Below are 11,151 nucleotides of genomic sequence, written 5' to 3'. Positions count from 1 at the left end.
CGGTGCCGCCCAGGCCGAGGACCAGTTCCATCACGGTGGCCAGGCCCCCCGGTCCGGTGAGCGCGGTGCGCAGATGCGGCTTGTGGGGGTGGCGGTCGTGCACGGCGAAGGCGAAGCAGTCGTGGGCGGCCGCGTAGATGACGGTGACCTCGGGGGAGACATGGGCGGCGTGCCGGACGCTGTTGGTGACCAGCTCGCTGAGGATCAGCAGCGCCGGGTCCACCGCGCGATGGCGCAGCCCGATGCCCCATTCCACGAGGGTCTGTTCGGCGGTCTCCCGTGCGACCCGCACCGCCTTGGGGACGGCGGGCAGGGTGAGCACATGGCGGTGGGGAAGGGCCTGAAGGGCCTGGGACATCATCGCTCCGTCGGGCCTGGGTGGTGGTCTCCCGCGCTGGAGGTCCCGCTCATCGGACGGCTTCCTCACTGGGCGCCGGGGCGGTCCGCTGCGCGGGCAGCGCGGGCACGACGCCATCCAGATGGCCGCGGGCCGCATGGATCGCCTCGGGGGTGGTGGCGTAGTCCAGGCCGTCGGGCCGCAGCAGTTCCAGCGCGCCGACCGAGTCGAGGACGCGCAGCTGTCCGGGCCGTATGCCGGAGGCCAGGACGACGATGCCGCGCCGGCGCAGCTTCTCCACCGCGTCCTTCAGCACCAGGGCGCCGGTGGCGTCGATGGTCGACACCCGCGACATGCGCAGGATCACCACCCGGACGTCGGCGACCTCGGTCAGCTCCAGCAGGAAGCGGTGCGCCCCGGCGAAGAACAGCGGCCCGTCGAGCCGGTACGCCACGATGTGCTCGGCGAGCAGTGCGTGCTCCTCCGCGCTGTGGTCGCCCCGGTCCAGCGGCACCCGGTCCAGGCGGGCCTGCCGGGCCACGGCGCGCAGCGCGAGGGCGCCGGCCACGGCGAGACCGATGATCACGGCGTAGACGAGGTCCAGGGCGAGGGTGCCGACCGCGGTCAGGACGAGTATCACCGCGTCCGAGCGGGTCGCCCGGGCCATGGCCTTGAGCGAGCCGACCTCGACCATGCGCACGGCCGTGGCCAGCAGCACACCCGCGAGGGCGGCCAGCGGGATCTTCGCGACCAGCGGCGAGGCGGCGAAGACGATCACCGCGAGGACCACGGCGTGGGTGAACGCGGCGGTGCGGGAACCGGCTCCGGTCCGTACGTTGACCGCCGTGCGCGCGATCGCGCCGGTGGCCGGCACACCGCCGAACAGCGGGGCGGCGATATTGGCCAGGCCCTGGCCGAACAGCTCGCGGTCCGGGTCGTGCTTCTGTCCGACGGTCATGCCGTCCGCTACCGACGCCGAGAGCAGGGACTCCAGGGCGGCCAGCGCGGCGACCGCCACGGCCGGCGCCGTCAGGGAGCCCAGGTCGCCGAGGTGGAGGAAGGCGAGGGAGGGCGCGGGCAGCCCGGACGGCAGGTCGCCGATCGGCTTGGCCGCGTCCAGGTGGGCGAGCTGGGCGACGACGGTCGCGGCGATCACGGCGAGGATGGAGAACGGGATCGTGGGCCGCCAGCGGGCGCCGAGCAGCATCACCGCGGCCACGGCGAGCGCGAGCCCCACGGCGGTCCAGTTCGGCGCCTTCGCGAACTCCTCGAACGCCCGCCAGGTCACCACCAGCACCTTGTCGCCCTTGGGCGTGGGCACGCCGAGCGCGTTCGGCACCTGCTGGAGCCCGATCACACAGGCGATGCCGAGGGTGAAGCCCTCCACCACGGGAGCGGGCACGTACTGCATGTACTTACCGGCACGCAGCACGGCCAGCACCATCAGCAGGACACCGGCCATCAGGCCGACGGTCAGCACACCGGTGGGCCCGTACTGGCCCACGATCGGCACCAGGACGACGGTCATGGCGCCGGTCGGACCCGACACCTGGAGGTTGGAGCCGCCGAACACGGCCGCGACCGCGCCCGCGATCACCGCGGTGGCCAGGCCCGCCTCGGCGCCGAGGCCGGAGGAGACACCGAAGCCGAGGGCGAGCGGGAGCGCGACGATCGCGACGGTGAGACCGGCGAGGAGGTCCCGGCGCGGATCGCGGCGTACCGCGACGAGGTCCGCGCGGCCGGGCAGCAGGGAGGTGATCCGGGTACGTACGGTCCGTACCCCCCGGGTGAGGGCGGTGCTCATCGGGCGGAGACCTCGGCTTCCCGCAGTTCGGTGAGCAGTTCGTGCTGCCCGGTGAGCATCTCGGTGAGGATCCGGCGGGCGGCCCGCATCAGGTCGGCCACATCACCGCCGGAGAGCTGGTAGACGACCGTCGAGCCCTCACGGGTGGAGGTGACGATCCCGGAGCGGCGCAGCACGGCCAGCTGCTGGGAGAGGCTGGAGGGCTCCACCTCTATGGCGGCGAGCAGCTCCCGGACCGGCCGGGGGCCGTCCTGGAGCAGCTCCAGCACCCGTATCCGTACGGGGTGACCGAGCATCCGGAAGAACTCGGCCTTCGCCTGATACAGCGGAACCGACACGATCCCTCGACTTCCCTCTCAGCGAATACAACGAACATAGCATCTAACCAATTGCAAACTTTCGCAATTCAGCTATTCGCTTCGCGAGGGTATGTGGGGGTATGCCGGGCCCGCTGAGGGGCTTTGAATCCCGTCAGAGCGTCGGCGGCCCCGCCTCCACACGCCGCAGCACCGGCTCCAGCTGGTCCAGATCGCGCCCGCCGTGGAGCTGCCGCTCGTCCCACCAGGTGGCACCGGCGTCACGCAGCGGTCCGATCACGTCCCTGGCCCCGGCCGGGTCCGTCGGGGTGGCACCGCCGAGGACGAACTCGAAGGGGCGCTCGCCCCCCGTCGTACGCTGCCCGCGCACATAGGCGATCAGCTCGCGCACCTCGGCCACGTCAGGGACCTGCCCGTGCCGGGCGCTCTCGAAGAGCGGCGCGGCGCCGTCCCAGCGCGCCGCCCGGCGCATGGGTGCGCGGCGCGGCCAGAAACCGCCGATCCAGACGGGTGGGCGGGGCCGCTGGACGGTGGCGGGCAGCAGGGTCACGTCCCGGGCCGTGTAGTGAGGGCCCTGGTGGTCCACCGGCGCGCCGGACCAGAAGCGGGCCAGCAGCTCCAGGCCCTCGTCCAGCCGCCCGGCCAGCTCGCGCGGCGCGGCGGTGTCGCCGAAGCTCTCGTACTCGTCCTCGACCGGACCGCCCAGGCCCGCCCCGAAGATCACCCGGCCGCCGCTCAGCTGGTCCAGCGTGGCGACCTGCCGGGCCAGTTGCTGCGGGCGGTACCGGGGCACCGGCGTCAGCAGCGTGCCCAGGCGGATACGGGAGGTCGCCAGGGCGGCCGCCGTCAGCAGCATCCAGGGATCGCCGAAGGGCCGCCCCTGGTGCCGCCGGTGCAGTACGTGGTCCCAGACGAACAGCCCGTCCCAGCCCGCCTGTTCGGCGGCGACGGCCACGGTCGCGACGGCACGGGGGTCGGCGAAGTCACCGAAGTTGGGTACGTTCACGGAGAAGCGCATCCCGACATCATGAGCAGCGCGCCGCCCTCCGGCAATCACCGTTACCCGGGGCGCCGTTCATTTCGGGGCGTCGCTCAGTCGAGGACGAGCACCGGCTTGATCGCGGTGCCGTCGCGCATCCCGCGCACCGCCGCCTCGATGTCCTCGAAGGGGAACGTGGTGACGAGCCGGTCGACCGGGAAGCGGCCCTGCCGGTACAGGGCGATCAGCTCGGGGATGAAACGCGCCGGATCCGCGTCCCCCTCGATCACCCCGTGCAGCCGGACACCCTTGCTCAGCAGGCTCATCACGTCGAACGACACCTCCGTGCCGATCCCGGTGAGCGCCAGGTCGCCCCGGTGCCGCAGCGCGCCGAGGGCGCGGGCGAGCATCTGCGGGCTGCTGGTGGTGTCCACGATGTGACGCGCCCCGCCGCCCGTGAGATCCAGCAGCGCCGCCACGATCCCGTCGCCGTCGGCGGGATCCAGGGCGGCCTTCGCCCCGAGGCTCACCGCCACCGCGCGCCGGGACGCCACCGGCTCCACGACGACGACCGGATCACAGCCCGCGAGCACGCCGGCCATCACCGCGCTGAGGCCGACACCGCCCGCCCCGATCACCACGAGCGAGCTGCCCGGCTCGGGCCGCAGCCGGTTGAGGACCGTACCGGCCCCGGTCTGCACCCCGCAGCCCAGCGGCGCGGCCACCGCGGGCGGCAGATCGGCCGGGATCCGCACGGTGTTGCGCTCATGGGCGAGGGCGTGGGTGGCGAAGCTGGACTGGCCGAAGAACGCGCCGCGCACCGGCGCGCCGCCCCGGGACAGCGGCGTACTGCCGTCCGCCCGTCCGCCCGAGGCGTTCAGGGCGCGCATCGAACGGCAGTACGCGGGATGACCGGCCGCGCACTGCGCGCACGCGCCGCAGCTGTGGAAGGTGAGGACGACATGGTCTCCCGGTGTGACCCCGGTCACCGCCGCCCCCACGGCCTCGACCACCCCCGTGCCCTCGTGCCCGAACACCATCGGCATCAGCTCCGCCGGCCAGGCGGCCTGGCTGCTCAGATCGGTGTGGCACACCCCCGCGGCGGTGATCCGCACCAACACCTCGCGCGGGCGCGGCACTTCGAGGTCCACCTCGCGCACGGTGAACGGCCCGCCCGGGGTGTCGGTGACGGCGGCTCGGATACGCATGGGGGACCTCATTCCCGCGGGGGCCGTGACTGCCGGAGGACTACCCCGACCGGGGCCCCGGACCACCCGCACACGCGTGCGGCCGTCTCGGATGCCGGGCCCGTCATCAGGCTCTACCCGCCGCGCGCTATCCTGGTTGCGCGGTGCGACCTCGGTCCCCGCACGGCGGTGGGTCCCGCCGTACCCAACCGCGGCGATGTCGCCGCCAATGGTCCCTCCTTATGACGAAGTGCGCCCCGGCATGCCCTGGGCGCCCTGTACGAGGAGGCCCATGTGGCAGAGCGGACCGCGCTGAACGCATCCACCGAACGCGGCATCGAGCGGCGCGCGCCGGCCCCTCGGGGCGTGCCCTGGCGCACGCAGGGACCGGTCCTCGCGGCCATCGCCGTCGGCGGCGCCCTCGGGGCCTGCGCCCGCTACGCCACCGCGCTGCTGTGGCCGACCGCGTCCGGTGCCTTCCCGTGGACCACGTTCTGGGTGAACGTCAGCGGCTGCGCCGTCATCGGCGTCCTCATGGTCGTCATCACCGACATCGGCGCCGGGCACCGTCTGGTCAGACCCTTCTTCGGCACCGGTGTGCTCGGCGGATTCACCACCTTCTCCACCTACACCGTGGACATCGAGCGCCTGACCGACACCGGCCGGGCCACCACCGGCCTGCTTGACCTCGTCGCGACCGCGCTCGGCGCCCTCGCGGCCGTCTGGACCACCGCGCACCTCACCCGGCGCGTCATCGAGTGGAGAACATCATGACGACAACGACCGTTCCCGGCGTCCGGCTCACAGTCCTCGTCGGCGAGGACGACATGTGGCACCACAAGCCCCTCTTCGCCGAGATCGTGCACCGGGCACACCGGGCCGGACTTTCCGGCGCCAGCGTGTTCCGGGGCGTGGAGGGATTCGGGGCGACCTCCCTGATCCACACCAGCCGGCTGCTGTCCCTCAGCGAGGACCTGCCGGTGGCCGTGGTCGTCGTCGACACCGAACAACGGGTCCGGGCCTTCCTGCCCCAGCTCGACGAGCTGGTCGGCGAGGGCCTGGTGACCATCGACCACTGCGAGATCGTGTGCCCGGGCGGCCATGACGACAAGGAGAGTTCGTGAACTGGCTGCTGGTCATCGCCGGAGCCGCCGTCGGCGCACCACTGCGCTATCTGACCGACCGCACCGTGCAGTCCAGGCACGACACCGTCTTCCCCTGGGGCACCTTCACCGTCAATGTCGTCGGCAGCCTCATTCTCGGCCTGATCACCGGGGCGGTCGTCGCGGGCGGGATGTCCTCGGACTTCCAGCTGCTGATCGGCACCGGGCTGTGCGGGGCGCTGACCACGTACTCCACGTTCTCCTACGAGACGCTGCGGCTCGCCGAGGACGGGGCGCGCTTCTTCGCCGCCGCCAACGTCGTCGCGAGCATCGTCGCCGGACTCGGTGCCGCCTTCATGGGAGCCGCGCTCGCGCAGTCCCTCTGGGCCTGATCTGGCCTCCTGCTCCGACGTGGTGTTTTACAGTGTTTGGCGCCCAGTTCGGACGACAGGACCTGTGAGGTATCCGCGAACATGTCGACGCAGACGTTTGAGTTTCAGGTGGAGGCCCGTCAGCTGCTCCAGCTGATGATCCACTCCGTGTACTCGAACAAGGATGTCTTTCTGCGCGAGCTCGTCTCCAACGCCTCCGACGCGCTGGACAAGCTGCGCCTGGAGAAGCTGCGGGACGACGCGCTCGACGTCGAAGTGTCCGACCTGCACATCGAGTTGGACATCGACAGCGAGGCCCGCACGCTCACCGTGCGGGACAACGGCATCGGTATGTCCTACGACGAGGTCGGGCAGCTCATCGGCACCATCGCCAACTCCGGCACCGCCGAATTCCTGCGCGAGCTGCGCGAGTCCAAGGACGCGGCCGGTGAGGAGGGGCTCATCGGCCAGTTCGGCGTGGGCTTCTACTCCGGCTTCATGGTGGCCGACGAGGTGACCCTGGTGACCCGGCGGGCCGGGGAGAGCCAGGGCACCCGCTGGACCTCGCGCGGTGAGGGGACGTACACCCTGACCGCGGTCGAGGACGCGCCGCAGGGCACCTCGGTCACCCTGCACCTCAAGCCGGCCGACCCGGAGAACCAGCTCCACGACTACGCCTCGCCCTGGAAGATCAGGGAGATCGTCAAGCGGTACTCGGACTTCATCACCTGGCCGATCAGGATGGTGACCGAGACCCCGGCCGACGGCGAGGAGCCGGCGCCCGAGACCCTCAACTCCATGAAGGCGCTGTGGGCGCGGCCCCGCGACCAGGTGTCCGACGACGAGTACCACGAGCTGTACAAGCACATCGGGCACGACTGGCGCGACCCGCTGGAGACCATCCGGCTCCAGGCGGAGGGCACCTTCGAGTACCAGGCGCTGCTCTTCCTGCCCGAACACGCCCCCCACGACCTGTTCACCCGGGACTTCCGCCGGGGCGTACAGCTCTACGTCAAGCGCGTGTTCATCATGGACGACTGCGAGGCGCTGCTGCCGCCGTACCTCCGCTTCGTCAAGGGCGTCGTGGACGCGGCCGACCTCACGCTCAACGTCTCCCGCGAGATCCTCCAGCAGGACCGCCACATCGAGATGATGCGCCGCCGGCTCACCAAGAAGGTCCTCTCCACGGTCAAGGACCTGATGGGCGAGGAGTCGGACCGCTACGCCACGTTCTGGCGGGAGTTCGGCACCGTCCTCAAGGAGGGCCTGGTCACCGACGCGGAGAACCGCGAGGCCCTGCTCGCCGTCTCCTCGTTCGCGAGCACGCACCACGAGAGCGAGCCGACCACGCTGAAGCAGTACCTGGAGCGGATGAAGGACGGCCAGGAGGACATCTACTACCTGACCGGCGAATCCCGCCAGGCCATCGAGAACTCCCCGCACATGGAGGCGTTCCGCGACCGGGGCATCGAGGTGCTGCTGCTCACCGACGCCGTGGACGAGGTGTGGGTCGACGCGGTCGGCGAGTACGAGGGCAAGAAGCTGCGCTCCGTCGCCAAGGGCGAGTTCGACCTCGACGCGAAGAGCGAGGACGAGGGCGCCGAGGACGAGCGGGAGAAGCGGAACGAGGCGTACGCCGGTCTGCTGGAGTGGATGGGCAAGCGGCTGGAGGACGACATCAAGGAGGTACGGCTGTCCTCCCGGCTCACCGTCTCCCCGGCCTGTGTCGTCTCCGACGCGCATGAACTCACCCCGGCCCTGGAGAACATGTACCGCGCCATGGGCCAGGAGGTCCCCCGGGCCAAGCGCATCCTCGAACTCAACCCCGGCCACGCCCTGGTCCAGGGGCTCAACGAGGCGTACACCGAGCACGGCGACGGCACCGAACTCGCCGAGACCGCCGAGCTGTTGTACGGCCTCGCGGTCCTGGCGGAGGGCGGCCAGCCGAAGGAGCCGGCCCGCTTCGTGAAGCTGATGGCGGAGCGGCTGGAGAAGGCGCTGTAGGGGACGTACGGGGGAGGGCGGCCGCCGTGTCGGTGTGCGGCCGCCGTGCCGGTGTGGTGCGGCGGCCGCCCTCCCTTCCCCGGCGTACGGGGTCTTCCTAGGCGTACGGGGTGAAATGCGCCGGGGTGTGCGCGATGCGCAGTTCGGGGCGCCACGCGGTGAGGATCTGCGCGCTGCACACGAACAGGCCGTCGGGCAGCTTGTCCAGGGGGTACCAGGCCCAGTCGCCGACCCGCTCGTCCGGCTGGGTGGCCGGTTCGCCCCGCCACGCGGTGACCAGGGCGCCGACGGTGACCCGTACGACGTCCTCGACATGGTCGACCAGCGTGCCCAGCAGCCCGACGTCCTCGGTGCGCGCGATCAGCCCGGTCTCCTCGGCGAGTTCCCGTACGACGGTCTGCTCCAGGGACTCCCCGGGCTCCACGGTGCCGCCGGGGAGTTCGAGGGTGCCGCGCTGGTGGCGGCCGAGGAGGACGCCCCGCTCGCCGAGGACGATCGCGCCCACGCCGAGCGCGGCATGCGGGACGGGGGGCTTGGCGGAGCGTTCACGGCTGGTGACGGTGTCGACGTCCGGTGCGGACACGGGGAACTCCTGGGAGAGCGGGGTACGTGGGCGGGCGGCCCGCCGAAACGGGTGGCCGTCACCATGGTTCCAGCAGTTCACCGGGTGGTGTCGGCCGGACCGTCCTCGAACTGGGCCGGATAGACACTCGGTTCGTCCAGCGGCAGCTTGAGCCAGGCGATCATCTGCCGCAGCTGGTGGTACGCCCGCAGCCGCTCGCTGTCGCTGTCCTGCCGCTCCGCCTCGGCGATCGGCTCCCACAGCCGGTGCACCATCACCGGCCCGACCTCCAGCAGACCCCCGCTGCCGCCGGTCGCCCAGCGCGCCAGCACATAGCGGGCGAGGGCGCCGACCGGGATGTCCAGGTTCTCGGCCATGCCCCGCAGGGTGGCCAGCGGATCGAGCCGTCCGTAAAGGACGACGTCCGACTTGAAGTTGGCGTGCGGATCGTCGTCCGGCCAGTCGGCGTCCCAGCGGTGCAGCCGGATCACCGGCTCCTCCCGCGGACCCGTCTCCTCGTGCTCCTCATGCGGCATGGTGGTCATCCGCCTCGGCCTCCCTCTCGGCGTCGCTCCCGGACTTCGGGCAAGGCCCAGCCTGACGCACCTCGCCATCGGCGGCAGCGGCTTCCTCGCGGCGGCGCCGCGAAGGCCGCCGCCGGGAGCGCGAGGGGGTGTGCCGGTCCCGGAGACCGTCGTCGCACGCACCCGACTGAACATCGGCGTGCCGGGGCGCTGTTCACCGGCAACATCTCCGGTGCCCCGTCCATGTAGCGGACCTCGCCTCCGCCCTGCTGGAGCTCGGCTCCTCGGATCGCTCCGGCATCCGCCCTGTCGTACGGCGGTGCGCGCAGCCCCCCCGCGTTCCTCACCGCCGCCCCCGGTCAGACACCGAACTCCTGTCGTCGCCCGCGGAGTTGTGAGCCCCAGCCGTACGCGGGCAGCTCGATGTTCCCGGCCTTGGCGAACTGCGCGGCGAGCACGTTCCGCATCGGCCGGCGGGTCATCTGCCGCATGGAGAGGTCCCGCAGCCGGATGCCGAGGCGGCTCGTGGGCGCGTATCCGGAGGCGCCGCCCGGCGGGAGCTGCTGGGCCTGGTCGACGTACGGGCGCATGACCTCGTCGTAGCGGCGCAGCGCGGTCCGGTGGTCGCCCCCGGCCGTGGCCAGTTCGCCGGCCAGTACGTACGCGCCGACCAGCGCGAGACTGGTTCCGAGGCCGGTCAGCGGGGTCGCGCAGTACCCGGCGTCGCCCAGCAGCGCGACCCGGCCGCGCGACCAGCCGTCGAGGCGGACCTGGCCCATGGAGTCGAGGAAGAAGTCCGGGGCGGTGCGCATCGCCCGCAGCAGCCGCGGGGCCTCCCAGCCGACGTGGGCGAACCGCCGGGCCAGCAGCTCGTGTTGGGCGGCGATGTCCCGGCGGTCGTAGGCGAGGGGCGCCGAGCGGAAGCTGAGGCCCGCCTTGATCTCGCCGGGCAGCCGGCCGGGCCGGGCGGAGGCGACCAGACCGGGTGGCGCGTTGTGCATCATGTACCAGCCGTCGAGGTCCAGGTCGTCGGTGGCGGTGAACCAGGCCGTGTAGAGGCCGAGCGGGCGGACGAACTCCCGCTCCGGGCCGAAGGCCAGCGCGCGCACCACGGAGTGCGGCCCGTCCGCGCCGACGACCATCCCGAACCGGCGTGGCGCGGCCCGCTCGAAGGTGACCGTGACCCCGTCCGCGTCCTGCTCCAGCGCGGTGATCGTGTCGTCGAACAGGTACTCCGTGTCGGGCAGGCTCGCCTCGTACAGCAGCCGGGCGAGATCGCCCCGGAGGATCTCGATCTCGGAGACGATCCCCTCGCCGCCGAAGCTGTCGGCGGGCAGGGCGGCGGTGACGCGTCCGGCGGCGTCGACGAGGGCGAGCCCGCGCTGGTCCACGCTCTCCGCCCTGGCCCGCTCCATCAGGCCCATGCGTTCGATGACGGTACGGCCGGCGCCGCGCAGATCCACGGTCTGCCCGCCCGGCCGGGGCGCCGGCGCCCGCTCCACGATCGTGACCGTGAAGCCCCCCTCGCGTAGCCAGTACGCCAGCGCGGGCCCCGCGATGCCGGCGCCGCAGATGAGTATCTCGTTGTCGGTCATGACGCGAATGTACGCCGTACGCAAGCTAGTGCGCAAGCGTGAAACGGCCTGCTGGTCAGGGGAATTACGGTGCAGTGCACTAGTGCGTGGGAGCGTTGGGAGGGGGCCGTACGGGCGTATCGCGCGGTGTCACGGGCTTACGATGGCCCCCTTCAGTGCACTAGTACGGAGGATGCCGATGAGCGGACAGGCGGTGTCGCGCTCCGGTCAGATCGTCGGCGAGCTGCGACGGCGGATCGAGACGGGCGAACTGGCGCCGGGCGAACGCGTGCCCTCGACCCGGGAGATCACCCGCCGGTGGGGTGTGGCCATGGCGACGGCCACCAAGGTGCTGACCGAGCTGCGCCACGAGGGCCTGGTCCGCGCCG

12 protein-coding genes and 1 pseudogene are annotated in these 11,151 nt (G+C 71.9%); 5 read left to right on the top strand and 8 right to left on the bottom strand.

Annotated elements, in window-relative coordinates; genetic code table 11:
- The 5 genes from CCN72_RS13630 to CCN72_RS13610 form a co-directional block, all read right to left on the bottom strand.
- A partial coding sequence (locus CCN72_RS13630) for an ATP-binding protein (RefSeq protein WP_086807755.1) occupies positions 1 to 358 on the bottom strand: 358 nt, incomplete at its 3' end.
- Between the two features lie 49 nt (positions 359 to 407).
- Positions 408 to 2,141: a SulP family inorganic anion transporter gene (locus tag CCN72_RS13625; RefSeq protein ID WP_086807754.1), complete on the bottom strand. Its 1,734-nt coding sequence runs from the start codon at positions 2,139 to 2,141 to the stop codon at positions 408 to 410.
- On the bottom strand, positions 2,138 to 2,479 hold the full coding sequence (locus tag CCN72_RS13620; protein ID WP_085567932.1) for an ArsR/SmtB family transcription factor: 342 nt from the start codon (positions 2,477 to 2,479) through the stop codon (positions 2,138 to 2,140). Before CCN72_RS13620 ends, CCN72_RS13625 begins: the two co-directional genes overlap by 4 nt.
- Positions 2,480 to 2,612: 133 nt before the next feature.
- Positions 2,613 to 3,476 (bottom strand): LLM class flavin-dependent oxidoreductase, encoded by an 864-nt coding sequence (locus CCN72_RS13615; RefSeq protein WP_086807753.1) that lies wholly within the window; start codon positions 3,474 to 3,476, stop codon positions 2,613 to 2,615.
- Between the two features lie 74 nt (positions 3,477 to 3,550).
- Positions 3,551 to 4,645, bottom strand: coding sequence for an NAD(P)-dependent alcohol dehydrogenase (locus CCN72_RS13610; RefSeq protein ID WP_086807752.1), 1,095 nt, complete (start codon positions 4,643 to 4,645; stop codon positions 3,551 to 3,553).
- Between the two features lie 315 nt (positions 4,646 to 4,960).
- Between CCN72_RS13610 and crcB (CCN72_RS13605) the strand changes: the two genes are divergently transcribed.
- The 4 genes from crcB (CCN72_RS13605) to htpG all read left to right on the top strand — a co-directional run bounded on the left by crcB (CCN72_RS13605) (position 4,961) and on the right by htpG (position 8,102).
- Positions 4,961 to 5,398: a fluoride efflux transporter CrcB gene (gene crcB / locus CCN72_RS13605; protein WP_244174215.1), complete on the top strand. Its 438-nt coding sequence runs from the start codon at positions 4,961 to 4,963 to the stop codon at positions 5,396 to 5,398.
- On the top strand, positions 5,395 to 5,748 hold the full coding sequence (locus CCN72_RS13600) for a DUF190 domain-containing protein (protein WP_085567936.1): 354 nt from the start codon (positions 5,395 to 5,397) through the stop codon (positions 5,746 to 5,748). The genes crcB (CCN72_RS13605) and CCN72_RS13600 overlap by 4 nt, the downstream gene beginning before the upstream one ends.
- Complete coding sequence (gene crcB / locus CCN72_RS13595; RefSeq protein WP_086807751.1) at positions 5,745 to 6,119, top strand: fluoride efflux transporter CrcB; 375 nt, start codon at positions 5,745 to 5,747, stop codon at positions 6,117 to 6,119. The genes CCN72_RS13600 and crcB (CCN72_RS13595) overlap by 4 nt, the downstream gene beginning before the upstream one ends.
- Before the next feature lie 81 nt (positions 6,120 to 6,200).
- Positions 6,201 to 8,102 carry a molecular chaperone HtpG gene (gene htpG / locus CCN72_RS13590; protein WP_086807750.1) on the top strand — a complete coding sequence of 634 codons (1,902 nt, stop codon included), beginning with the start codon at positions 6,201 to 6,203 and terminating at the stop codon, positions 8,100 to 8,102.
- A 97-nt stretch (positions 8,103 to 8,199) separates the two neighbouring features.
- Here htpG and CCN72_RS13585 read toward each other — a convergent pair.
- From CCN72_RS13585 to CCN72_RS13575, 3 genes and pseudogenes are all read right to left on the bottom strand, one after another.
- Positions 8,200 to 8,661: pseudogene (locus tag CCN72_RS13585) on the bottom strand (nucleotide triphosphate diphosphatase NUDT15); the annotation flags it as partial.
- Between the two features lie 101 nt (positions 8,662 to 8,762).
- Positions 8,763 to 9,209 carry a DUF6027 family protein gene (locus CCN72_RS13580; RefSeq protein WP_232987881.1) on the bottom strand — a complete coding sequence of 149 codons (447 nt, stop codon included), beginning with the start codon at positions 9,207 to 9,209 and terminating at the stop codon, positions 8,763 to 8,765.
- A gap of 338 nt (positions 9,210 to 9,547) precedes the next feature.
- Positions 9,548 to 10,783, bottom strand: coding sequence for an FAD-dependent monooxygenase (locus tag CCN72_RS13575; protein ID WP_086807748.1), 1,236 nt, complete (start codon positions 10,781 to 10,783; stop codon positions 9,548 to 9,550).
- Between the two features lie 178 nt (positions 10,784 to 10,961).
- On the opposite strand from CCN72_RS13575, the gene CCN72_RS13570 reads away from it, so the two are divergent.
- The coding region (locus tag CCN72_RS13570) for a GntR family transcriptional regulator (RefSeq protein WP_143664096.1) at positions 10,962 to 11,151 on the top strand (190 nt) is incomplete at its 3' end.

This window comes from Streptomyces murinus, assembly GCF_002154555.1.
Lineage (GTDB): Bacteria > Actinomycetota > Actinomycetes > Streptomycetales > Streptomycetaceae > Streptomyces > Streptomyces murinus.
Note: the sequence above shows the minus strand (reverse complement) of the source record. Positions and strands in the feature narration are given on the sequence as shown.

Excerpts from the sequence above, each read along its gene's own strand:
- CCN72_RS13615 (WP_086807753.1), bottom strand. The coding sequence starts at position 3,476 with ATGCGCTTCTCCGTGAACGTACCCAACTTCGGTGACTTCGCCGACCCC.
- CCN72_RS13625 (WP_086807754.1), bottom strand. The coding sequence starts at position 2,141 with ATGAGCACCGCCCTCACCCGGGGGGTACGGACCGTACGTACCCGGATC.
- CCN72_RS13575 (WP_086807748.1), bottom strand. The coding sequence starts at position 10,783 with ATGACCGACAACGAGATACTCATCTGCGGCGCCGGCATCGCGGGGCCC.
- CCN72_RS13580 (WP_232987881.1), bottom strand. The coding sequence starts at position 9,209 with ATGACCACCATGCCGCATGAGGAGCACGAGGAGACGGGTCCGCGGGAG.
- htpG (WP_086807750.1), top strand. The coding sequence starts at position 6,201 with ATGTCGACGCAGACGTTTGAGTTTCAGGTGGAGGCCCGTCAGCTGCTC.
- CCN72_RS13610 (WP_086807752.1), bottom strand. The coding sequence starts at position 4,645 with ATGCGTATCCGAGCCGCCGTCACCGACACCCCGGGCGGGCCGTTCACC.
- CCN72_RS13600 (WP_085567936.1), top strand. The coding sequence starts at position 5,395 with ATGACGACAACGACCGTTCCCGGCGTCCGGCTCACAGTCCTCGTCGGC.